The organism is Streptomyces sp. NPDC091682 (assembly GCF_044756625.1).
Classification (GTDB): domain Bacteria; phylum Actinomycetota; class Actinomycetes; order Streptomycetales; family Streptomycetaceae; genus Streptomyces.
The window spans coordinates 173,575-196,815 of sequence record NZ_JBIVTH010000016.1 but is presented as its reverse complement, the minus strand read 5'-3'; the positions used below and the strand labels follow the sequence as shown (position 1 = coordinate 196,815).

21 protein-coding genes are annotated in these 23,241 nt (G+C 68.7%); 16 read left to right on the top strand and 5 right to left on the bottom strand.

Going from position 1 to position 23,241, the window contains the following annotated elements:
- Positions 1 to 43 precede the first annotated feature (43 nt).
- Positions 44 to 406, top strand: a complete 363-nt coding sequence (locus ACIQK6_RS31765; RefSeq protein ID WP_329097292.1) for an SAV_915 family protein — start codon at positions 44 to 46, stop codon at positions 404 to 406.
- A gap of 11 nt (positions 407 to 417) precedes the next feature.
- Positions 418 to 1,752 (top strand): diaminopimelate decarboxylase, encoded by a 1,335-nt coding sequence (lysA, locus tag ACIQK6_RS31760; protein WP_402696110.1) that lies wholly within the window; start codon positions 418 to 420, stop codon positions 1,750 to 1,752.
- Between the two features lie 136 nt (positions 1,753 to 1,888).
- Here lysA and ACIQK6_RS31755 read toward each other — a convergent pair whose 3' ends face one another.
- Complete coding sequence (locus ACIQK6_RS31755; RefSeq protein ID WP_402696108.1) at positions 1,889 to 2,173, bottom strand: hypothetical protein; 285 nt, start codon at positions 2,171 to 2,173, stop codon at positions 1,889 to 1,891.
- 54 nt (positions 2,174 to 2,227) lie between these two features.
- Between ACIQK6_RS31755 and ACIQK6_RS31750 the strand changes: the two genes are divergently transcribed.
- A complete protein-coding gene (locus ACIQK6_RS31750; protein ID WP_393783199.1) occupies positions 2,228 to 2,959 on the top strand; it encodes a MerR family transcriptional regulator in 732 nt (243 codons plus the stop codon).
- Positions 2,960 to 3,194: 235 nt separating this feature from the next.
- On the opposite strand, the gene ACIQK6_RS31745 is transcribed toward ACIQK6_RS31750, so the two are convergent.
- The gene (locus tag ACIQK6_RS31745; RefSeq protein WP_402696106.1) at positions 3,195 to 3,554 is read right to left on the bottom strand and encodes a hypothetical protein; all 360 of its coding nucleotides are present in this window, start codon (positions 3,552 to 3,554) and stop codon (positions 3,195 to 3,197) included.
- A 169-nt stretch (positions 3,555 to 3,723) separates the two neighbouring features.
- Here ACIQK6_RS31745 and ACIQK6_RS31740 point away from each other — a divergent pair, with 169 nt between their 5' ends.
- The 5 genes from ACIQK6_RS31740 to ACIQK6_RS31720 all read left to right on the top strand — a co-directional run bounded on the left by ACIQK6_RS31740 (position 3,724) and on the right by ACIQK6_RS31720 (position 6,835).
- Positions 3,724 to 4,050, top strand: coding sequence for a PadR family transcriptional regulator (locus ACIQK6_RS31740; protein ID WP_402696104.1), 327 nt, complete (start codon positions 3,724 to 3,726; stop codon positions 4,048 to 4,050).
- Positions 4,047 to 4,403 carry a DUF1048 domain-containing protein gene (locus ACIQK6_RS31735; protein ID WP_402696102.1) on the top strand — a complete coding sequence of 119 codons (357 nt, stop codon included), beginning with the start codon at positions 4,047 to 4,049 and terminating at the stop codon, positions 4,401 to 4,403. Before ACIQK6_RS31740 ends, ACIQK6_RS31735 begins: the two co-directional genes overlap by 4 nt.
- Before the next feature lies 1 nt (position 4,404).
- Complete coding sequence (locus ACIQK6_RS31730; protein ID WP_266845870.1) at positions 4,405 to 4,731, top strand: DUF1048 domain-containing protein; 327 nt, start codon at positions 4,405 to 4,407, stop codon at positions 4,729 to 4,731.
- Between the two features lie 329 nt (positions 4,732 to 5,060).
- Positions 5,061 to 6,047 carry an ATP-binding cassette domain-containing protein gene (locus ACIQK6_RS31725; protein ID WP_402696100.1) on the top strand — a complete coding sequence of 329 codons (987 nt, stop codon included), beginning with the start codon at positions 5,061 to 5,063 and terminating at the stop codon, positions 6,045 to 6,047.
- Positions 6,044 to 6,835, top strand: a complete 792-nt coding sequence (locus ACIQK6_RS31720; RefSeq protein WP_402696098.1) for an ABC transporter permease — start codon at positions 6,044 to 6,046, stop codon at positions 6,833 to 6,835. The genes ACIQK6_RS31725 and ACIQK6_RS31720 overlap by 4 nt, the downstream gene beginning before the upstream one ends.
- Before the next feature lie 408 nt (positions 6,836 to 7,243).
- Here ACIQK6_RS31720 and ACIQK6_RS31715 read toward each other — a convergent pair whose 3' ends face one another.
- The 3 genes from ACIQK6_RS31715 to ACIQK6_RS31705 all read right to left on the bottom strand — a co-directional run bounded on the left by ACIQK6_RS31715 (position 7,244) and on the right by ACIQK6_RS31705 (position 13,867).
- Positions 7,244 to 9,181: an amino acid transporter gene (locus ACIQK6_RS31715; protein ID WP_402696096.1), complete on the bottom strand. Its 1,938-nt coding sequence runs from the start codon at positions 9,179 to 9,181 to the stop codon at positions 7,244 to 7,246.
- A gap of 388 nt (positions 9,182 to 9,569) precedes the next feature.
- Entirely contained in the window at positions 9,570 to 11,720 is a 2,151-nt protein-coding gene (kdpB, locus tag ACIQK6_RS31710; RefSeq protein ID WP_402696094.1) for a potassium-transporting ATPase subunit KdpB, read from the bottom strand.
- Between the two features lie 260 nt (positions 11,721 to 11,980).
- Entirely contained in the window at positions 11,981 to 13,867 is a 1,887-nt protein-coding gene (locus ACIQK6_RS31705) for an APC family permease (protein WP_402696092.1), read from the bottom strand.
- A 241-nt stretch (positions 13,868 to 14,108) separates the two neighbouring features.
- Between ACIQK6_RS31705 and kdpF (ACIQK6_RS31700) the strand changes: the two genes are divergently transcribed.
- From kdpF (ACIQK6_RS31700) to ACIQK6_RS31665, 8 genes are all read left to right on the top strand, one after another.
- On the top strand, positions 14,109 to 14,198 hold the full coding sequence (gene kdpF / locus ACIQK6_RS31700) for a K(+)-transporting ATPase subunit F (protein ID WP_037789532.1): 90 nt from the start codon (positions 14,109 to 14,111) through the stop codon (positions 14,196 to 14,198).
- A 34-nt stretch (positions 14,199 to 14,232) separates the two neighbouring features.
- The gene (locus ACIQK6_RS31695) at positions 14,233 to 14,985 is read left to right on the top strand and encodes a DUF4118 domain-containing protein (protein ID WP_402696090.1); all 753 of its coding nucleotides are present in this window, start codon (positions 14,233 to 14,235) and stop codon (positions 14,983 to 14,985) included.
- A gap of 239 nt (positions 14,986 to 15,224) precedes the next feature.
- The gene (gene kdpF, locus ACIQK6_RS31690) at positions 15,225 to 15,314 is read left to right on the top strand and encodes a K(+)-transporting ATPase subunit F (protein ID WP_033223114.1); all 90 of its coding nucleotides are present in this window, start codon (positions 15,225 to 15,227) and stop codon (positions 15,312 to 15,314) included.
- 6 nt (positions 15,315 to 15,320) lie between these two features.
- Positions 15,321 to 16,985, top strand: a complete 1,665-nt coding sequence (gene kdpA / locus ACIQK6_RS31685) for a potassium-transporting ATPase subunit KdpA (protein WP_402696088.1) — start codon at positions 15,321 to 15,323, stop codon at positions 16,983 to 16,985.
- Positions 16,982 to 19,087: a potassium-transporting ATPase subunit KdpB gene (kdpB, locus tag ACIQK6_RS31680; protein ID WP_373040473.1), complete on the top strand. Its 2,106-nt coding sequence runs from the start codon at positions 16,982 to 16,984 to the stop codon at positions 19,085 to 19,087. Before kdpA ends, kdpB (ACIQK6_RS31680) begins: the two co-directional genes overlap by 4 nt.
- Positions 19,088 to 19,093: 6 nt before the next feature.
- Positions 19,094 to 19,810, top strand: coding sequence for a potassium-transporting ATPase subunit C (locus ACIQK6_RS31675; protein ID WP_402696086.1), 717 nt, complete (start codon positions 19,094 to 19,096; stop codon positions 19,808 to 19,810).
- 138 nt (positions 19,811 to 19,948) lie between these two features.
- Positions 19,949 to 20,638 (top strand): response regulator, encoded by a 690-nt coding sequence (locus ACIQK6_RS31670; protein ID WP_402696084.1) that lies wholly within the window; start codon positions 19,949 to 19,951, stop codon positions 20,636 to 20,638.
- A gap of 39 nt (positions 20,639 to 20,677) precedes the next feature.
- Complete coding sequence (locus tag ACIQK6_RS31665; RefSeq protein WP_402696082.1) at positions 20,678 to 23,221, top strand: ATP-binding protein; 2,544 nt, start codon at positions 20,678 to 20,680, stop codon at positions 23,219 to 23,221.
- Positions 23,222 to 23,241 lie beyond the last annotated feature (20 nt).

The window sequence follows — 23,241 nt, the reverse complement described above, 5'->3', positions numbered from 1 at the left end:
CCGGGGCGCCAATCGCCACTCGTGGTTCCTCAGGGAGGGCCCCATGTGTTTGTTCCTGTACGACGACGACCCCGAGCCTGAAGAACAGGCCCCGGCCGGGCCTTTGTACGTGCCCGCCCGGCCGGGAGGAGCACACCAGGTGGTGCGGCTGTTCCGCACCCCGTTGGGAACCCGTACCGCCGTCGGCTTCACCAGCCCGGACCGGCTCGCCGCCGCGCTCGGCACGGCCCAGCCCTGGATCCGGCTCTCCGAAGCCGCTCTCCGGGCAATGTCCGAACCGCTCGGGGTGAACCTGCTGACCGTCGACCCGACCCTCACCGCTCCCCCGGTCACCGCGGCCGCGAGCACCGCCCTGCTCGCGGCACCGGTCACGCAGGCACCCGGAACCACGGCCCGGACGGCCTGAAGGGATCACACATGACTATCACCGCCCTCTCCGCCACACCGACCGACGCGCGTGAACTCTCCATATGGCCCGCGTCCATGACGCCGCTCCCGCAGGGCGGCCTGGCCGTCGGCGGGGTACCCCTCACCGAGATCGCCGACCGGTTCGACACACCGGCCTACGTGCTGGACGAGGGCGAGGTGCGCGGGCGCTGCCGGACCTACCGGGACGCGTTCCCGGACGCCGACGTGCTGTACGCCGCCAAGGCGTTCCTGTCCCGCGCGATGGTGCGCTGGGTGCTGGAGGAGGGACTGGGCCTGGACGTCTGTTCCGCCGGTGAGCTGGAGCTCGCCGTCACCTCCGGTTTCCCACCCGAGCGCATCGTGCTGCACGGCAACGCCAAGTCGCCCCGTGACCTGGAGGCGGCGCTACGCCTCGGCGTGGGGCGGATCGTCATCGACAGTCCGTCCGAGATTGCCAGGATCGCGGCCGCCGTCGGCCCCGACGGGCGCCAGAAGGTCATGGTGCGCGTGGTGCCGGGAGTCTCGGCAGGCGGCCACGACAAGATCCGCACCGGTACGGACGACCAGAAGTTCGGCCTCTCCCTCACCGACGGGGGAGCTCAGCACGCCGTCACACGAATCCTCGGCCAGCCGCAGCTCGAACTGACCGGACTGCACTGCCACATCGGCTCGCAGATCACCGACGTGAAGCCCTACCTGGTGGCCCTGCGCCGGATGGTGGGGCTGATGGCCCGCATCCGCGACGCGCACGGCGTCGTCCTGCCCGAGCTGGACATGGGCGGCGGCCACGGCATTGCCTACCGGCCCGGAGAACCCGCCTTGGACCTGACCGCGCTGGCCCGACGGCTGCGCGCGGAGCTCATTGAGGGCTGCGCCGCTGCCCGGCTGACCGTCCCCCGGCTTCTCATCGAGCCCGGGCGGGCCGTCGTCGGGCCGGCCGGAGTCGCCCTGTACCGGGTGCTCGCCGTCAAGCACACCGGCGAGAAGGTGTTCGTCGCTGTCGACGGCGGCATGAGCGACAACCCGCGGCCCGCCCTGTACGGGGTGCGCTACGCGCCCCGCCTGATCGGCAGAACCTCGGCTGCCGGACCCCGTACGACCACAGTCGTCGGCCGCCACTGCGAGGCCGGCGACGTCCTCGCCGCCGACGTGCATCTGCCCGGCGACATCCGCCCCGGCGACCTGCTCGCCGTTCCGGTTGCCGGTGCCTACCAGGTGTCCATGGCATCCGGCTACAACCTGGTCGGCCGCCCCGCCGTCGTCGCCGTCCACGAGGGCACTGCCCGGCTCCTTGTCCGGCGCGAAACCCTGCAGGACTACCGGAGCCGGGACATCGGCGTCTAGGGCCACGCCAAGGCACGTTCGCCGCCTGCGCTTCTTCATGTCTTCATGGTGAGATGCGGGAAGAAGTGGTCATGGACGATCGCGACGCGTAGCCATCCGAGCTGAGATCGCGTAGGTGCGGCGGCCGGGCGGATCGTCAGCCCTGATGACCGCCCGGTGCCTGCAGCAGCCGGTCCAGCTCCTTCCCGGCCTCTTCGTATCCGGCGTCCGAGATCCGTTGCAGCTCACGCAGGTCACCGGCTGCCACCGCGCGTCGGGTGAGTAGGAACCCGGCGTGCCGGGATCCCTCGTCCAACAGGTCGCTCAGCTCCGCGAGGTCGCCGGCTGCGTCCGCGAGGTCGGCCAGCCGGTCCAGCGCGGCCTCGTTGCCCTCGTCGGCCAGCTCGCGGAGGGTCTCCCGATCGGGATTCGTGTTCTCCATGACGCCATGCTGCAACCTTGCCCCTGGGGCAAGGTCAAGTGGGACGATGAGCGCGTGATCACCATCGGACAGCTGGCCGGCTACATCGGAGTGTCGATCAAGACCGTCCGCGTCTACCACGACAAGGGGTTGCTCCCCGAACCCGACCGCGACGCGTCCGGCTACCGGCGGTACGGTGCGAACGACGCCGTCGAACTGATCAAGATCCGGACACTGGCAGAAGCCGGCGTCCCTCTGGCTCGTATCCGGGATCTGAGAGCGGCGAGCGACGAGGAATTCCGGCAGGCGCTGGGAGAGATCGACGACGAACTCGGCGCCCGCATCCGCAGCCTGCAGGAAACACAAGGGCGGCTGCGCCGGCTCGCCGCCGGGCGGCTGGTACCGCTCCCCGGCGAAGTCGTCGCCCATCTGGAGGACCTGGCCCGTTGGGGATTCACGCCTCGATGGGTGGACCTGCAACGCGACTTGTGGATCCTCGTGTTCGCCACCCACCCGGACCGTGCGATCACCCTGTTTCACGACCAGGCCGAGATCTTGGCCGACCCAACGCTACGGCAGCTCTTCCTTGGCTACGACCACGCGCACGACCTCGACGCCGACGACCCACGCCTCGACGACCTCGCCCGCCGTATCGCCGAGGCGAATCGGGAGCGCTACGGGTCCGACGAACGGCCCGGGCTGGATACGGGCTCCGAGATCCCCGCCCTCATCCAGGGCAGGGTCAACGCTTCGTCCCCGGCGTGGGAACGGCTCGACTCGCTCATTCGCGCCCAACTGAACGCATAACATGAGCACCCGGGAGCGATCTGCGAGGCGCACCTCTTCTCGGACCGTCACAATTCCCGTGGCTGCGGCGTGGAGTTGGGTGGGCGAGGGCGCCTTCTCTTCCAGGTGGACCCGCATGGCACGGCCAGGGGTCTGTTCACCGTCCCAGTACGGCGCCGCAGACACGATCGACGCAGGCGGGCACCCCAGCGGTGGCGGACGACCGTAGACGGCCTCACCCGTCACTGGCTCGCGGTCACGCGTCCCAAGCGACCGGGAGGTACCTCACCCCGTAGGTGTCCCGCGTCTCGGGGCGCAGGACAACCTCCTCGGCCCGTACGGCCATGCGCAGCATGGGAACGCACTCGAGGAGCGCTGAGAATGCGACCCTCATCTCGACAGCCAGCTGCGCACCCAGGCACCGGTTCTCGCCGTGGCCGGAGGGCCAGGTGCTTGCCCCGCCGGACTCCCTCCGGAGGTCGAGCACGTGGGGAACGGCGTAGCGCTCGGGGGCGCGGCACCCCCACGTGTAGGCGGAGCGCCGGGGTTCGTCCCGTGCTGTCGCGATCCGCAGCGGCGCCGGGACGTCTACGTGGTCGACGACGACGCTTTGCACCACTCGATCGCGATCAGCTCGCGGCAGACGCTCGAGGCCGGCAGTGGCGCGGATCGCAGGGTCCGGTCCCCCTGTTCGCCGATTGCTGGCAACCTCCACTACTCGGTGATACCGTATAGCTGTACTCGGTACTACGCAGTACCGGTGACGCCGAGGAGGAAGACTTGAGATGGACGACCTGACGGAGATGCTGAAGGGCACCCTCGAAGGGTGCGTGCTCGAGATCATCGACCGCGAGGAAACCTATGGGTACGCCATCACCCGTCAGTTGAACGAGCTGGGCTTCACCGACGTCATCGAGGGGACGGTGTACACCATCCTGCTGCGGCTGGAGAGGAACGGACTCGTCCAGGTGACGAAGCGACCATCCGGGGTCGGTCCCCCGCGCAAGTTCTACGCGCTCAACGCCGCGGGCCGCGAGGAGCTCGCGAAGTTCTGGGCGAAATGGCAGTACGTCTCATCACGCATCGACAAGCTCAAGGAGGGCGGGCGATGAACTTCTGGGAGACCATCACAGGCAGCGATCTCACCAGGGAATGGAAGGCGTTCGAAGCCCGGGCCGCCGCCCTGCCGGGTGACTACCGGACGGCGTGGGAACAGATCAAGGTCGATCTCCTCCCCCACGGGGACTTCACCGGCCGCAACCTGATGCCGATCCTCGACGCCGCCCTGGGACTGCTCGAAGAAACAGCGGCGGACGGGCAGAGCGTCAACGAGGTGCTCGGCGACGACGTCCGGGGCTTCTGCACGGCACTGGCCGGCGGCGAAGGGGCCCGAACCTATCGCGACCGCTGGCGCGAGCAGTTGAACAGGAACGTCGCCAGGAAATTGAGCAGGCTGGGAGGCTGACATGGGAATCCAGGACATCATCGAGGGCAAGAAGCAGTGGCGGGCGCACACGGCTCGGGTCAAGGCCCTTCCACCGGACTACCAGATCGTCTACAAGGAAATGCAGAAGTACCTGTTCAAGGTCGGACCGATCGACCTGCCTGATGGGCCCCTGCTCCCCGGGATCGTCGACTTCTTCGAGGAGGGCGTCGCCGCGGGCAAGGGCGTCTTGCAACTCATCGGCAGCGACGTCGCGGCGTTCTGTGACGACCTGATCAAGGACTCTCCCACATATGCGGATGCCTACCAGGAATCCCTCAACAGGGAACCCGGCACGGCCGGGAAGTAGCCTCCACGGCTCACCTCAGTGGGCGTAGCACGCACGGCTCATCGCATCGGCGCGGCGCGCACAAATACGGTCCGACCGACCACCAGAGGCCGCCGCAGACCCTGCCCACCGAGGTGGCTGAGCAGCCCCGGCGAGGCCCGACTCAGCCCTGCCAACGCAGGCAACACCGTCGACGGTCAGGTCTCCGCGGCAGGGCGATCGTCACCCTCCCCAAGACGATGTGACATGACTGCCGTGCCGTCACAGACGTCCGCTTGAGCCGAATTCCGAAACAGCATCCCCCTGCGCCTCCTGCCTTCGAAAGGGAAGTCGCCATGCCCTCATTTGTCATGCCCACATCCAATCAGGTGGACGGTCGCCCGTCGCCGACCGCTGTCTCCGCCGTCGGACTACGCAAGTCCTACGGCGAAAAGCTCGTCCTCGACGGTATCGATCTGCACATCCCGGCCGGGTCCGTGTTCGCGCTGCTCGGCCCGAACGGCGCCGGCAAGACCACCGCCGTCAAGATCCTGTCCACGCTCATCACCGCCGACGCCGGCGAGCTGCACGTCGGCGGTCACGACCTGGCCGCCGACCCACAGGCGGTCCGTGCCGCGATCGGTGTCACCGGGCAGTTCTCCGCCGTCGACGGACTGATCACCGGCGAGGAGAACATGCTCCTCATGGCGGACCTGCACCATCTGTCCAAGAACGAGGGGCGGCAGGTCAGCCGCGAACTCCTTGAGCGTTTCGACCTGGTGGAGGCCGCGAAAAGGCCGGCGTCCACCTACTCCGGCGGCATGAAGCGCCGCCTCGACCTCGCGATGACGCTGGTAGGCAGCCCGCGGATCATCTTCCTCGATGAGCCGACGACAGGGCTCGACCCGCGCTCCCGCCACAACATGTGGGGCATCATCCGCGGCCTCGTCTCCGACGGCGTGACCGTCTTCCTCACCACCCAGTATCTGGAGGAGGCCGACGAACTGGCCGACCGCATTGCTGTGTTGAACGACGGAAAGATCGTCGCCGAGGGCACCGCCGAGGAGCTCAAGCGGCTCGTCCCGGGCGGCCACGTCCGGCTCCGCTTCACCGACCCGACCGCATACCAGTCCGCCGCTGACGCCCTGCGCGAGGTCACCCGGGACGACGAGGCACTGTCGCTGTCCATCCCCAGCGACGGCAGTCAGCGCGAACTGCGCTCCATTCTCGACCAGCTCGACTCCGCCGGCATCGAGGCGGACGAACTGACCGTCCACACCCCCGACCTCGACGACGTGTTCTTCGCCCTGACCAGCCCGGCCAACGTCCCCAACCAGCCCAAGGAGACAGCCCGATGAGCGCCCTCTCTCTCGCTGTGCGCGACTCCAACACGATGCTGCGCCGCAACCTGCTGCACGCGCGGCGCTACCCGTCAGGGACCCTGAACCTGCTGCTCACACCGATCATGATGCTGCTGCTCTTCGTCTACATCTTCGGCGACGTGATGAGCGCCGGCATCGGTGGCGGCGGCGCCGACCGCTCCGACTACATCGCCTACATCGTCCCGGGCTTGCTGCTGATGACCATCGGCAGCACCGTGATCGGGGCCGCGGTGTACGTCTCCATGGATATGGCCGAGGGCCTCATCGCGCGCTTCCGCACAATGGCGGTCTACCGCCCATCGGTACTCATCGGGCACGTCGTCGGCAGCGTGCTGCAATCCGTCATGAGCGTGGCCCTCGTCGGCGCCGTCGGCGCGGCCATCGGCTTCCGCTCCACTGACGCGACCGTCCTGGAGTGGCTGGCAGCGTTCGGGCTCATCGTGCTCTTCGCCCTGGCGCTGACCTGGATCGCTGTCGGCATGGGGCTGGCCAGCCCGAACCCCGAGGCCGCCAGCAACATGGCCATGCCGCTGATCCTTCTCCCCCTCATCTCCAGTGCCTTCATCCCGGCCGACACCATGCCTGGCTGGTTCCAGCCGATCGCCGAGTACCAGCCCTTCACCCCCGCCATCGAAACCCTGCGCGGCCTGCTCCTCGGCACAGAGATCGGCAATAACGGCTGGATCGCGATCGCCTGGTGCGTCGGCCTGATCGCGCTCGGCTACCGCTGGTCGACGGCACAGTTCAACCGCGACCCGAAGTAGCCGGGACGACCGCGCCGGCTGGCGTCCGTCCAGCTGCATGGCCTCTGGCTACAGCCGCGTGGGCCGTCCCACGGTCGTCGCGCTCCAGGACGGCACGGCCCGGGTCCTCGCACGGCGCGGACGCCGGAGGACTACCGCAACCGGGGCATCGGCAGCTAGGGGCGGTAGACGAGCTCGATCATCATCGCGGCGATCACCGCCCAGACGCCGAGGCCGAGCAGCCAGAGAGCCTCGAGGAGGGCGCCGGTGGCGATGACGGTCAGGCCGGCCGCGCCGAGGGCGAGGATTGCCGGCGGATGCCGCGATCGGGAAACCAGTCGATGGTCACGTCATGAGAATCGAGCCTGCCCCTCGCCTTGGCGAGGGGCAGGCTCGATTCCTGTCGGCATCTTGACGCCGGATCCAGGGTCAGCCGGCGTGGACGTGCGGTCGGCGGGTGCGATCGGGTTCGGCCTCGCGGATGACCTCGCGGGTGACGGGGGCTACCTCGCCCTGGCCGAAGAGGAAGAAGCGGAAGAAGTTGGCCATCGGGTTGCCCTCGGTCCACTCGAAGTAGATGTGGGGGCGCTGGCCGGTCTCGTCGCGGACGTGCAGGAGTAGCGCCGCCAGCGCGTTGGGGATGCTGGAGCTCTCCAGGGTCAGGACGCGGTAGCGGTCGTGCAGCACCTCGCCGCGCACCCGCATGCTGGATTCGAACTCGGACGCATCCAGGACGGTGACCTCGACGAACATGACGTCGTCCTCGGCCGGGATGTCGTTGTCCGCGCGGATCTGATGCTTCTTCTGCCGGTACTCGTCGAGGTCCCGACTGTCCGGCTCGTTGGCAATGAAGCGGATCGTCCGATGGGCGGTGTCGCGGATGAACCGCTGGGCCATGTCGTCGAATTCCATGTGGGTGACGCGCAGCTCGAAGACACGGGCGAGGCGGGAGAGAAGGGATAGCGCCATGATGCCGGCGATGAAGCAGGCGCCGATCTTCACGCCGTCGGGGCGCTCGGCGACGTTGACGGCGGTGGTGTAGACGAAGACCGCGGAGATCACACCGAAGCCGATCGTCCAGCCCCGCTGACCGGCCTTCCGGGCGGCGATGGTCACGGCGACCGCCGCCGAGGTGATCAGGACCAGGACACCAGTGGCATACGCGCCGCCCTGCGCGTCCACGTCCGCGTCGAAGATCCAGGTCACCAGGAAGGCGATCAGGGTGAAGACGATGACCATCGGGCGCAAGGCGCGGGCCCAGGACGGGGCCATGCCGTAGCGGGGCAGGTAGCGCGGCATCAGGTTGAGCAGGCCAGCCATCGCCGAGGCACCCGCGAACCACAGGATCAGGATCGTGGAGATGTCGTAGACGGTGCCGAAGGCGGAGCCGATGTACTCGTGCGCGAGGTAGGCCAGGGCGCGGCCGTTGGCCTCGCCGCCCGGCTGGAACTGGGCGGGCGGGATCAGCAGCGTGGTGATGAAACTGCTGGTGATGAGGAAGACGCTCATGATGAGGGCCGCGGTCGTCAGCAGCTTCTTGGCGCCGCGGATCCGGCCGGCGGGCTTCTCCTCGGTGTCGCCGGAGTCGCCCTCGACGTGCGGCATGACCGCCACACCGGTCTCGAAGCCGGACAGGCCGAGCGCGAGCTTCGGGAACACGACGAGGGCGATGGCGATCATCATGAAGGGGTTGCCGTGCTCGGCGGTCAGAGCCTCCGTCCAGTCGGTGACGACCTGCGGTTCGCTGAGCACCTCCCAAAGACCGACGGCCACGACGACGACGTTCAGCGCGAGGTAGGCAGCCACCAGGACCACGGCCACGCCGATGGCCTCGCTGAACCCCTTGAGGAACACCGCGCCGAGGAGCGCGATCATGATCAGGGTGATGAGCACCTGGTGGCCGTTGAGGGTGCTGGTGAGGTGCGGGTTCTCCACCAGGTGCGCGGTGGCGTCCGCGGCCGACAGGGTGATGGTGATGAGGAAGTCGGTCGCCGCGAACCCGAGCAGGGTCAGGACGAACAGCTTGCCCTTCCAGAACGTGAGCAGCCGCTCCAGCATGGCGATCGAGCCCTCGCCGTGCGGGCTCTCCTCGGCCACCCGCCGGTACACCGGCAGCGCACCGAAGAGGGTCAGCAGCACGAGCACGATGGTCGCGAGCGGCGACAGCAGGCCGGCCGCGAGCGCGGCGATACCGGGCTGATAGCCGAGGGTGGAGAAGTAGTCGAGACCCGTCAGGCACATCACCCGCCACCACGGCCGCCCGTGGGGCTGGGCCGCTGCCTCCTTGGCTGCGGGTGAACTGTTCTCGGCGGTCAGGCCTTCCAGCAGCCACGCGCGCAGGCGCGGGGAGCGGGCAGGGGTGGCCATCGTGGGGTGCTCCTGTCGTACGGCAAAGAATCAGCCATCGACATCGACGGCGGAGCAAGCGTACGCAGACTGATCGCTTATGCCCGCGGCTGAGCCAATCCTGACGCGTCCTTAACGCATACAGAGCCACCTGTGGAGTAGTGAACGTCTTCGCGCGCCAGTGACAGCAACCTGCCTGCGGGCGAGCGGGCAGCGGAGTGGTCATGAACGAGGAGCGGGGGCGGCCCGGCGGAGGCCGCCCCCGCAGGGGAACCAGCGGAGTGTGGATCAACGCTGGCCGGCCTTAGCGGCCGTGGTCTGAGGGGAGGAAGCCTGCGGTAAGCAGGTGGACGGCAGTGTCTGGGGGCTCAGGCGCCCCGACGTTCCTCTGATGAGCCGTTGCCGAACGTCAGCCGAGGCCGGGGATGGTGGACACCAGCAGGTCGATGAGCTTGATGCCGACGAAGGGCAGAATCAGGCCGCCGAGACCGTAGACACCGAGGTTGCGGCGCAGCAGATCGTGTGCGGAGGCCGGCTTGTAGCGGACGCCGCGCAGGGCGAGCGGGATGAGGGCGACGATGATCAGGGCGTTGAAGATGATCGCCGAGGTGATCGCGGAGGTGGGGCTGCTCAGGCCCATGATGTTCAGGGCTTCCAGTCCCGGGTAGGCCGAGGCGAACATGGCCGGGATGATCGCGAAGTACTTGGCGACGTCGTTGGTGATGGAGAAGGTGGTGAGCGCGCCGCGGGTGATGAGGAGCTGCTTGCCGATCTCCACAATGTCGATGAGCTTGGTGGGGTTGGAGTCCAGGTCCACCATGTTCCCGGCCTCTTTGGCGGCCGAGGTACCGGTGTTCATCGCCACGCCGACGTCGGCCTGCGCGAGGGCGGGGGCGTCGTTCGTACCGTCGCCCGTCATCGCGACGAGCTTGCCACCCGCTTGCTCCCGCTTGATGAGGGCCAGCTTGTCTTCCGGCGTCGCCTCGGCGAGGTATTCGTCGACGCCGGCCTCGGCGGCGATGGCGCGGGCCGTCAGCTCGTTGTCGCCGGTCACCATGACCGTACGGATCCCCATGGCGCGCAGCTCCGCGAACCGCTCCCGGATGCCCTCCTTGACGACGTCCTTGAGGTGGATGATGCCGAGGACCCGGGGCCCGTCCCAGTCGTGGACCGCTACCAGCAGAGGGGTCCCGCCGGACTGCGAGACCTGAGCGGACCATGCGGCGGCCTCCGCCTGTACGGTCCCGCCGCGCATCGCCACCCAGTCCATGACCTCCACCACCGCGCCCTTGCGGATGGCGCAGCCTGCGCCGTTGTCCCAGCTGAGGTTGATGCCGCTCATGCGGGTGCGGGCGCTGAACTCGGTGAAGCGGGGGTTGCTGAGGTCCTCGGCGGCGGCCGGCTGGAGCCCGTACTGCTGGGCCAGAGCGACGACGGACCGGCCTTCCGGGGTCTCGTCGGCGAGGGACGACAGCTGGGCGGCATCCGCGAGCTTGATGTGGTCGATCCCGGGGAGCGGGATGAAGGCGGCTGCCTCGCGGTTGCCGTGGGTGATGGTGCCGGTCTTGTCGAGGAGCAGGGTGTTCACGTCGCCGGCCGCCTCAACGGCGCGGCCGCTCATCGCGATGACGTTGCGCTGGACGAGCCTGTCCATGCCGGCGATGCCGATCGCGGAGAGCAGGGCGCCGATCGTCGTCGGGATGAGGGTGACGAGCAGGGCGACCAGGACGGTCGTGGACTGGGCGGCGCCCGCATACGCGGCCATCGGCTGGATGCCGACCACGATCAGGATGAAGATGACGGTCAGGGCGGCCAGCAGGATGTTCAGCGCGATCTCGTTCGGGGTCTTCTGCCGGGAGGCGCCCTCGACCAGCGCGATCATCCGGTCGATGAAGCTGTTCCCGGAGCGCGAGGTAACCCGCACGACGATCGAGTCCGACAGGACGGTCGTGCCCCCGGTGACACCGGACCGGTCACCGCCCGACTCCCGGAGCACCGGAGCCGATTCACCGGTGACGGCCGCCTCGTCCACCATCGCCGCGCCGTCGACCACGTCACCGTCGGCCGGAACCAGCTCCCCCGCCTCGACGAGCACGAAGTCGAAAGGCTGGAGTTCGGCCGGGGTTACGACCTCGGTCTCGGCGCTGCGCAGGTTCGTCCCGTAGGTCCAGTGCTTGAGCCGGAGCGCGACCGTGTCCGTACGCGCCTTGCGCAGCGACTCGGCCTGGGCGCGGCCGCGACCTTCGGCGACGGCCTCGGCTAGGTTGGCGAACAGGACCGTCAGCCACAGCCAGACGCTGATCACCCATGTGAAGACCGAAGGGTGGATAAGCGCCGACAGCGTGGTCAGGACCGAACCGACCGCGACGACGAACAGCACCGGCTTCTTCACCAGCTCACGCGGATGGAGCTTGGCGACGGCCTCCCTGGCCGAGGTGGCAAGGAGCTCGGGCTCCAGCACGTTCACCTGGCCGGAGCGTTTCCGGGAAGGCCGGTTGACCGGGGTCCGCGGAGGGGTGCCGAGATCCGGGGGAACGTGCTGCGCGGCGGCGGGAGGCATGAAGCGACCTTCTGGTGAGTTCGGCTGGGCACCCCCCTGCCGGCAGGGTCGGGCAAGGACTGGGTGCGGGTGAGGGGTGTCGCCGCCGGGGACTGTCTCGCATGGACCCCCTCGGCCGTCATGTGAGTAGTCGAGCTCCCCGGCGGCGCAACAGGCAGGAAACTACTGCCCGTTTCAGAGGAAAACCCCATGTGCGCGGGGGAATTGGCACCTTCTTGACGGCGGCGCACGAGACGCGTCAAGCCGCCGTCAACGGCACGTCAACGCGCGTCGGAGGTGATGCGGAAACGCAGCCGGCAGATGACCGCGTCGGTGTCGCGGCGGACCGCGTGGGCGACGACGGAGCCGCGCTGGTTCTGCAGCATCCGCTGCCACAGGCGGGCAGGTTCTGTTTCCGGGATGAGGACGGTCACCTGGGCGTCCGGGTGCGCCTGCGACAGCTCGCGCACGTACGCCGACACCGGGCGGCCGAGCGAACGGGTACCGGAGGAGACCTCGATCAGCTCGACGCCGGGCTTCCACAGCTCCCAGTCCCGGCGCAGGGCTTCGGCTGCCTGCCGGTCCTCCGGACCGGAGTGGGTGACGGTCACGGCGAGGACCTCGTCGCCGAGCGAGCTGGCGGCGGTGAGGGCTTGGCAGGTCAGTCGGGACAACCCTGAGACGGGAACGACGACCAGAGAGCGGGAACGCTGGGGCGGCTGAGGGATGCGGCCAAGCTCCAGACGTTCGCCGATCTGCGCGTAGGCGAGGTGGATGCTCTCGAAGGCAAGGACGATCAGCGGCAGGGCGAGCACGATCAGCCAAGCGCCCTCAGCGAATTTGGTGGCGGTCACGACGAGCGCCGAGACTCCGGTAAGCAGGGCGCCGAAGCCGTTGAGGGCGGCCTTGGCCTGCCAGCCCTTGGGGCGTTCGCCGTTCCAGTGCCGGACCATGCCGACCTGGCAGATGGTGAAGCCGACGAAGACCCCGATCGCGAACAGCGGGACGAGGGTGTTGGTGTCGCCGCCGGAGAACACCAGCAGGGCACCCGACACGAGCGCGAGCCACACCACTCCGTGGCGGTGCACCTGGCGGTCCGCCTTGAGGGCGAACACGTGCGGCAGGTAGTTGTCGCGGGCCAGCAGGCTCATCAGGACGGGCAGTCCGCCGAAGGAGGTGTTCGCGGCGAGCGCCAGCAGCACCATGGTGGCGAACTGGACGACGTAGAAAGCAGCGTTGTGGCCGAACGAGGCATCCGCGAGCTGGGCGAGTACGGTGACGCCCTCCACGGGCTGGAGATGGAACCGGCCGATCAGCACCGACAGCCCGATCAGCATCACGCCGAGCAGGGCGCCGAGCGCCACTTCGGTGCGCTGGGCCCGGCGGGCCGCCGGGGCGCGGAAGGACGGGACGGCATTGGCCACGGCTTCAACGCCGGTCAGGGCGGAGCAGCCGGACGCGAAGGCCTTCAGCAGCAACAGGGCGCCGACGGTGGTGGCGCCTTCCCCGAGCGCGGAGGCGTGTCCGGCGGCCGAGGCGGTGCTCACCGGTCCATCACGGAACAGTCCGACCACGACCATGGCCAGGATCGACCCGACGAACACGGCGGTCGGTACGAGGAACGCCTTGGCGGATTCCACGATCCCGCGCAGGTTCACCGCCGTGACCAGGACCAGGACCCCGAGGCAGATCCACACCCGATCCCCGTACAGCTCCGGGAAGGCCGAGGTCAGGGCGGCCACGCCGGCGGTGACGGAGACGGCCACGTTCAGCACGTAGTCGAGGATCAGCGAGGCCGCGGCCACCAGGCTGGTGCGTCGGCCGAGGTGTTTCTTGGCGACGGCGTACGACCCGCCACCGTCCGGGAACGCGGCGATCACCTGCCGGTACGAAGCCACCAGCACGGCGAGCAGTGCGGCGATCGCGAGGGTGACGGGGAGGGTGAACCCGAGGCCGTAGGCACCGGCTGCCGCCAGGACCAGCACGATCGACTCAGGCCCGTATGCGACGGAGGCCATCGCGTCGAGCGACAGCGCGGCCAGGCCTTGCAGGGCGGTCAGCCGGTGCCGGTCCGGTGCCTCGGGAGGCATCCGTACGCCGGTATCAGGAGGTTCCTCCGTGCCCGGCGCCTGTCCTGCCGCGGTCGTCTTTCCCCTGTGTATGGCCATCTTCGCTGTTCCTCCGATTGGACAAAGTGAGGACAGCGTCGGGATGGCGTGGCCGAATGACCAGTGCTCTTGGCGGAATCCATACGACCGCCGCCCCACTCTTCACGCACTCCTGACGCCGGGGCCGCAATGTCGTATGGGGGGCGTCAAGACCTCGCCAGGGTGCGTGGCTCCTTCATCGACCGGGGGCACGCTTCATATGGGCGACACATGTCCGACGGAACCAAGGGAGTACACGCTGATGGACGCGGAAAACGTGGTCGGGCTCATCGTCGCCGTCGCTCTGCTTGCCTATCTCGTGGCCGCCCTCATCAGGCCCGAGAGGTTCTGAACCAAGACCGTCATGTCCGGACGGGAGGCATCACATGTCCGGGTACCGACTCCACGACCGTGCCGTCCTGCTCGCGGCCCTCGTGATGCCCTTCTTCGTGGCGCTCGCGCTCGTGCCGTTCCGAACCGACCTTTCGGCGACCAACGAGGCTCTGATCATGGTCGTCGCGGTGGTCGCGGTCGCCGCGCTCGGCACCCGGGCAGCCGGGGCGCTGGCCGCACTCTCAGCGGCCGCCTGGTTCGACTTCTTCCTCACCAGGCCCTACCAGCAATTCGCCATCGCCGACGGTGACGAGATCCAGACAGCTGTCCTCCTGCTCGTCGTCGGGCTGATCGTCTCGCAGCTGGCCGTACGCGTACGGCGGCTCCGGACGGTGGTGGTCACCGACGCCGCGCACCTGTCCAGCCTCCAGGGAACCGCCCGGCTGGTCGAGGACGGCGGCTCGCCTGAGGCGGTGGTCGAGTGCGTGCGCCGGGAGCTCGTCGGCCTGCTGGGGTTGCGCGGCTGCCGCTTCGAGTACGGCAGGCTGCTCGGGCACCGGCCGCGCCTGGAGCACGACGGCAGCCTGTGGCTGCGCAGCGGCAGCCGGATCACCGAGTACGCCGACTGGCCGGACGGGGAGACCGAGCTGAGGGTGGTCGGCGGCGGCCACTACTACGGCCGCTTCCTCCTCGATCCGCTGCCGGACCGCCCCCTGCCCCCCGAAGGGGCCCGCCTGGTGGCTGTCGCGCTGGCCGCGCAGGTCGGCGCCGCCCTGGACACGGCCGGCCTGTCCCACCAGGGCTGACCGGCGATTCACGGCTTCACGCGTAAGCGTGGCGTTAAGAGTTCCCCTGCGCCCGTATGGACCCCGTCAAGGTGTCTTAACGCCGGGCTGAAGACACGGTTATCTCGTCATCGGCCATCTGGCCGATTCATTTCCTCCCTCTTCATCCAGGAGCTCACGGTGGCCGATCTGGCCTTCGTCGTCACCACGGTCGCGGTGTTCGCGCTGGTGGCTCTCATCGCCCGGGGGGTGACCAAGCTGTGAACGCCGAAAACATCATCGGCCTCGTGGTGGCCGTCTCCCTGCTCGGATACCTCGTCCTCGCCCTTGTGTACCCGGAGAGGTTCTAGCCACCGATGAGTCCCGTTCTCGCTGGTGTGCTCCAGCTCCTCGCACTGATCGCCGCGCTCGCGCTGGCCTACCGCCCGCTGGGCGACTACATGGCCCGCGTCTACTCCTCCGAGAAGCACTACAAGCCGGAGAAGTGGATCTACAAGGCGATCGGCGCCAACCCCGCCGCCGAGATGCGCTGGCCCGCCTACCTCCGCGCCGTCCTCGCCTTCTCCGCAGTCTCCGTCCTCTTCCTCTACGGCTTGCAGCGGGCCCAGGGCGTCCTGCCCGGCTCGCTCGGCTTCTCCGCGATTGACCCGGACCAGGCCTTCAACACCGCCGCCTCCTTCGTGGCCAACACGAACTGGCAGTCGTACTACGGCGAGCAGGCCATGGGCCACGTCGTGCAGACAGGCGGCCTGGCGGTGCAGAACTTCGTTTCCGCCGCGGTCGGCATGGCCGTCGCCGTGGCCCTCGTACGGGGCTTCGCCCGATCCCGCACCGGTGAGCTCGGCAACTTCTGGTCCGACATGGTCCGCGGAGTTGTCCGTATCCTGCTGCCGATCTCGGTGATCGGCGCGATCGTCCTGGTCGCCTGCGGCGCGATCCAGAACTTCTCCGGGATCCACGAGGTCGGCCAGTTCATGGGCGGATCGCAGCAGTGGAACGGCGGGGCGGTCGCCTCGCAGGAAGTCATCAAGGAGCTGGGCACGAACGGTGGCGGTTACTTCAACGCCAACTCGGCCCACCCGTTCGAGAACCCCACCCCGTTCTCGAACCTGTTCGAGATCTTCCTGATCCTCGTCATCCCGTTCGCGCTGACCCGCACCTTCGGCCGGATGGTGGGGAGCCTGCGCCAGGGCTACGCGATCCTCGCGACAATGGCCACCATCTGGATCGGGTTCACCGCGCTGATGATGTGGACCGAGTTCGCCCACCACGGCCCGGCCTTCGACATCGCCGGCGGAGCGATGGAGGGCAAGGAGACCCGCTACGGCATCGGCGCCTCCGCCATCTTCTCGGTCGCGACCACGCTCACCTCGACCGGCGCGGTCAACTCCTTCCACTCCTCCTACACCGGACTGGGCGGCGGTATCCAGCTGCTGGGCATGCAGCTGGGCGAGATCGCGCCCGGCGGCGTCGGCTCCGGCCTTTACGGCATGCTGATCATGGCGATCATCGCGGTGTTCATCGCCGGCCTGATGGTCGGCCGCACCCCCGAGTACCTGGGCAAGAAGATCGGCACCCGCGAGATCAAGTTCGCCGCCTGCTACATCCTCATCACCCCCGCTCTGGTGCTGGGCTTCACCGCCGCGGCCATGGCGCTGGACACCCCGGCCAACTCGATGACCAACACCGGGGCGCACGGCTTCTCCGAGATCCTCTACGCCTACACCTCGGGCGCCAACAACAACGGCTCCGCGTTCGCGGGCCTGAACGCCGACACGCAGTGGTTCAACAGCACCATCGGTATCGCGATGCTGCTGGGCCGCTTCCTGCCGATGGTGTTCGTCCTGGCGCTGGCCGGCTCGCTCGCCGAGCAGAAGCCCGTCCCCGAGACCGCAGGCACGCTCCGTACCGACAAGCCGCTCTACACGGGCCTCCTCGTCGGCACGATCCTCATCGTCACCGGTCTGACCTACTTCCCGGCCCTCGCGCTGGGACCGCTCGCCGAAGGGCTCGCATCATGAGCACCGCCACACCCACCAGGGCTCCGCACCAGGACGTGCCCACCGGCCACAAGCCGGGCGGCGGACGCGTGGGCGGCGGCCTCTTCGACCCCAAGCAGCTGCTGAAGTCATTCCCCGACGCGATCCGCAAGCTCGACCCCCGGATCATGATCAAGTCCCCGGTCATGTTCGTCGTCCTGATCGGCTCGGTCGTCACCACCGTCCTCGCGATCAAGGACCCGACGGACTGGTTCGGCTGGGCCATCACCGCCTGGCTGTGGCTCACCACGATCTTCGCCAACCTCGCCGAGGCCGTCGCCGAAGGCCGCGGCAAAGCCCAGGCCGACACCCTGCGCAAGGCCAAGACCGACTCCGTCGCCCGCCGCCTGACCAAGGACGGCAAGGGCGAGGAACAGGTGCCCGGCGCGGAGCTTCGTATCGGTGACCTGGTGGTCTGCGAGGCCGGCGACATCATCCCGGGCGACGGTGACGTCGTCGAGGGCGTCGCGTCGGTCGACGAGTCCGCGATCACGGGCGAATCGGCCCCGGTGATCCGAGAGTCGGGCGGCGACCGCAGCGCGGTCACTGGTGGTACGAAGGTGCTGTCCGACCGGATCGTCATCAAGATCACGACGAAGCCCGGCGAGACCTTCATCGACCGGATGATTGCGCTGGTCGAGGGCGCGGCCCGGCAGAAGACGCCCAACGAGATCGCCCTGAACATCCTGCTGGCGTCCCTCACCATCGTCTTCCTGCTCGCGGTCGTCACCCTCCAGCCCTTCGCGATCTACGCGGGCGCCGAGCAGTCGATGATCGTGCTCACGGCCCTGCTGGTCTGCCTGATCCCGACCACGATCGGTGCTCTGCTCTCGGCGATCGGCATCGCCGGTATGGACCGGCTGGTCCAGCGCAACGTGCTCGCCATGTCCGGCCGCGCCGTCGAGGCCGCGGGCGACGTCTCCACGCTGCTGCTCGACAAGACGGGCACCATCACCCTCGGCAACCGCCAGGCGTCGGAGTTCGTCCCGGTCAAGGGCACGACGGAGGCCGAGCTGGCGGACGCCGCCCAGCTCTCCTCCCTCGCGGACGAGACTCCCGAGGGCCGTTCCATCGTGGTCCTCGCCAAGGAGAAGTACGGGCTGCGCGAGCGCCACCAGGGCGAACTCGCCCACGCCGAGTGGATCGCCTTCACCGCACAGACCCGTATGTCGGGCGTGGACGTCGACGGCAAGCAGACCCGCAAGGGCGCGGCCGGCTCGGTCATCACCTGGGTCAAGGAGCAGGGCGGCGAGGTCTCCGACGACGCCGACACGCTCGCCAACAAGATCTCGGAAGCGGGCGGCACTCCGCTCCTCGTCGCCGTGAAGGACGACAAGGGGGCCCGTGTCCTGGGTGTCATCCACCTCAAGGATGTCGTCAAGGAGGGCATGCGCGAGCGGTTCGACGAGCTGCGCCGCATGGGCATCAAGACGATCATGATCACCGGTGACAACCCGCTGACGGCCAAGGCGATCGCGGAGGAGGCGGGCGTGGACGACTTCCTCGCCGAGGCCACCCCCGAGGACAAGATGGCCCTCATCAAGCGGGAGCAGGCCGGCGGCAAGCTCGTCGCGATGACCGGCGACGGTACGAACGACGCCCCGGCCCTCGCCCAGGCGGATGTCGGCGTGGCCATGAACACCGGCACCTCGGCCGCCAAGGAGGCCGGGAACATGGTGGACCTGGACTCCAACCCCACCAAACTCATCGAGATCGTCGAGATCGGCAAGCAGCTCCTCATCACCCGCGGGGCGCTCACCACCTTCTCCATCGCCAACGACGTCGCGAAGTACTTCGCGATCATCCCGGCCATGTTCGCCGTGGTCTACCCGGGCCTCGACAAGCTCAACATCATGGGCCTGGCCTCACCCGAGTCGGCGATCCTCTCCGCGGTCATCTTCAACGCACTGATCATCATCGCGCTGGTGCCGCTCGCTCTGAAGGGCGTCCAGTACAAGCCGACCAGCGCCGACAAGATGCTGCGCCGCAATATCGGGCTGTACGGCGTGGGCGGTCTGATCGCCCCGTTCATCGGCATCAAGATCATCGACCTGCTCATCTCCCTCATCCCCGGAATCGGCTGATCTGCCATGAACAATTCCGTATCCAGCACCGTCCGCCTGATCGGTGCGGGCCTGCGCGCCCTGCTCGTCCTGACCGTGATCTGCGGGGTCATCTACCCGCTCGCCGTCACCGGGATCGCCCAGGCCCTCTTCAACGACAAGGCCAACGGGTCCGAGATCAAGGACAAGAGCGGTCAGGTCGTCGGCTCCTCCCTCATCGGCCAGAGCTACAACCTGCCGAAGAAGGACCCTAACGACGCCGAAGAGGCGGCCAGGCCGGACCTGAAGTGGTTCCAGCCGCGTCCCTCCAACGGCCTGGGCAGCAACAGCGTCAACATGCAGTACTCGCTGATCCTGTCCGGCGCCACCAACCGCTCCGCCGACAACGGAGCCGTGGGCGGCCAGTGCACCAAGGACGCGGAGGAAGGCACGCTCTGCGCCCAGGTCGTGGATGCCAAGGACGCCGTGATCGCGGACAACTCCACCGCCGGCTACACGGTCAAGCCCGAGGACGTGCCGGCCGACGCCGTCACCTCCTCCGGATCCGGGCTCGACCCGGACATCTCCCCCGAGTACGCCAAGCTCCAGATCCACCGCGTCGCCGAGCAGAACAAGCTCGACGTCAAGCAGGTCGAGAAGCTCGTCGCCGACCACACCACCGGCCGGACCCTCGGCTTCATGGGCGAACCCCGCGTCAACGTTCTTGAGCTCAACATCGCCCTCAAGGCACTGACCAAGAGCTGATGTTCCACATCGCACGGTCTGAGCGCCGGCGGGGCGCGGAGCTCCCCCAGCTACCGCTGGGGCCCCCAGCTACCGCTGGGGGCCCCAGCGCCCCGCCGGCCTCGTGCCATGCCCGTTACGAAGGAAGGCTGCACACCCATGACCCGGGTGCTGGTGGTGGAGGACGACCCTCAGCTCGTCCGCGCGCTCAAGATCAATCTCCAGGCGCGCAAATTCGAGGTCGAGGAGGCCTCCGACGGCGGCTCGGCCCTGCGGCTCGCGGCCTCCCACAAGCCGGACGTCATAGTGCTCGACCTCGGACTCCCCGACATGGACGGCATCGAAGTCATCAAGGGTGTCCGCGTCTGGAGCAAGGTCCCCATCCTGGTCCTCTCCGCCCGTCACACCTCGGAGGACAAGATCCGGGCGCTGGACGCCGGCGCGGACGACTACGTGACGAAACCGTTCAGCATGGACGAGCTCCTGGCCCGGCTGCGGGCGGCCGCCCGGAGACATGAAGCCCCGGCGGCTTCGCCGGCCGACGAGGTCTTCGTGGTCACGACCGAAGAGTTCACCGTCGACCTGGTCGCGAAGAAGGTACGGAGGGGCGAGCGCACCGTACGCCTCACCCCGACCGAATGGCACCTGCTTGAAATCCTCATCACCCACCCCGGCCGCCTGATCACTCAGAGTCAGCTCCTTCTGGAGGTCTGGGGACCGACCTACGGGGAGAACACCAACTACCTGCGTGTATATATGGCCCAGCTACGGCGCAAACTGGAGGCGGACCCCTCCCACCCCCGGTACCTGATCACCGAACCGGGCATGGGCTACCGCTTCGAACCCTAGTCACCCGTCCGATCCACAGCAGAGAAAAAGAGTCGGAACATGGGACGCGGCAAGCTCCGCATCTACCTCGGCGCGGCGCCGGGCGTCGGCAAGACGTACGCGATGCTCTCCGAGGCGCACCGCCGGATCGAGCGGGGCACCGACTGCGTCGTCGGCTTCGTCGAGCACCACAACCGTCCGCGCACCGAGGTCATGCTGCACGGGCTCGAACTCATCGAGCGGCGCGAGCTGGAGTACCGGGACGCCACCTTCACCGAGATGGACGTCGACGCGATCCTCGCCCGCCGGCCCGCGGTCGCGCTCGTGGACGAGCTCGCGCACACCAACGTGCCCGGCTCGCGCAACGCCAAGCGTTGGCAGGACATCGAAGAGTTGCTCCAGGCGGGCATCGACGTCGTCTCCACCGTCAACATCCAGCACCTGGAGTCCCTCGGCGACGTCGTCGAGACCATCACGGGTGTGCGCCAGCGGGAGACCGTCCCCGACGAGGTCGCCCGCCGGGCCGACCAGATCGAACTCGTGGACATGTCCCCGCAGGCGCTACGGCGCCGCATGGCGCACGGCAACGTGTACAAGCCCGACAAGGTCGACGCCGCCCTCTCGAACTACTTCCGGCCCGGCAACCTGACCGCCCTGCGCGAGCTGGCGCTGCTGTGGGTCGCCGACCGGGTCGACGAGTACCTCCAGGAGTACCGCGGCGAGCACAACATCCGCTCCACCTGGCAGGCCCGCGAACGCATCGTCGTCGGCCTGACCGGCGGACCCGAGGGCCGTACGCTCATCCGCCGCGCCGCCCGCCTCGCCGAGAAGGGCGCGGGCGGCGAGGTCCTCGCCGTCTACATCGCCGCCAGCGACGGGCTGACATCCGCCTCGCCCAAGGAACTCGCCGTCCAGCGGACCCTGGTCGAGGACCTCGGCGGCACCTTCCACCACGTCATAGGCGACAGCATCCCCGACGCGCTGCTCGAGTTCGCCCGCGGGGTCAACGCCACCCAGATCGTGCTCGGCGTCAGCCGCCGCCGCTCCTGGCAGTCCGTGTTCAGCCCCGGCGTCAGCGCCACCGTCGCCCGCGAATCCGGACCCGACCTCGACGTCCACATCGTCACCCACGACGAGGCCGCCAAGGGCCGCGGCCTGCCCGTCGCCCGCGGCGCGCGGCTCGGCCGCTCCCGCATCATCTGGGGCTGGCTCGCCGGTATCGCCGGCCCCGCGCTGCTGACCGTCCTGCTGAGCCAGGTCGTCCCCGAGCTCGGCCTCGCCAACGACATGCTGCTCTTCCTCACCTTCACGGTGGCGGCGGCTCTCCTCGGCGGGCTCCTCCCCGCCCTGGCGTCGGCAGCCTTCGGGTCCCTGCTCCTGAACTACTACTTCACCCCGCCGCTGCACGAATTCACCATCTCCGACCCCTTGAACATCGTCGCCATCGCGATCTTCGTGGGAGTGGCCGTATCCGTCGCCTCGGTGGTCGACCTCGCAGCCCGGCGCACCCACCAGGCGGCCCGCCTTCGCGCCGAGTCCGAGATCCTCTCGTTCCTCGCGGGCAGCGTCCTGCGCGGGGAGAACTCCCTCGACGCCCTCCTCGAACGGCTGCGCGAGACCTTCGCCATGCAGTCGGTCACCCTGCTGGAGCGCACCAGCGACGTGGACCCCTGGACCACGGCCGCATCCGTCGGCACCAGCCCCGTCGGACGTCCCGAGGACGCCGACGTAGACCTGCCCATAGGCGACAACATGGCCCTCGCTCTGACCGGCCGGGTGCTCCCGGCCGAGGACCGGCGCGTACTCGGCGCCTTCGCCGCCCAGGCAGCCGTCGTACTCGACCGCCAGCGCCTCGTCGACGAGGCCGAGAAGTCCCGCGAACTCGCCGAAGCCAACCGCATCCGCACAGCACTGCTCGCCGCCGTTAGCCACGACCTCCGCACCCCGCTCGCCGGCATCAAGGCCTCCGTCAGCTCGCTGCGCTCCGACGACGTCGAATGGTCCGAGGACGACAAGGCCGAACTCCTCGAAGGCATCGAAGACGGCGCCGACCGCCTCGCCGCCCTGATCGGCAACCTCCTCGACATGTCCCGCCTCAACACCGGCACCGTCGTCCCCCTCATCCGGGAGACCGACCTCGACGAGGTCGTCCCGATGGCCCTGGGCGGCGTACCCGAGGACAGCGTCGAGCTGGACATCCCCGAAACGCTGCCGATGATCGCCGTCGACCGCGGCCTGCTGGAACGGGCCGTCGCCAACATCGTCGAGAACGCCGTCAAGTACAGCCCCGACGGCCAGCCCGTCAACGTCACCGCCAGCGCCCTGCACGAGCGCGTGGAACTGCGCGTCGTCGACCGCGGCCCCGGCGTCCCCGACGAGGCCAAGGACCGAATCTTCGAACCGTTCCAGCGCCACGGCGACGCCCCGCGCGGCGCCGGAGTCGGCCTCGGCCTCGCGGTCGCCCGCGGCTTCACCGAGGCCATCGGCGGCACCCTCACGGCCGAGGACACTCCTGGCGGCGGCCTCACCATGGTCATCACCCTCCCGATAGCAGTCGGCACATCGCCGGTGACCGCGGAACTCCCGACCTCGGCGGTCACCTGAACCGGCCTGCGGACCAAGCC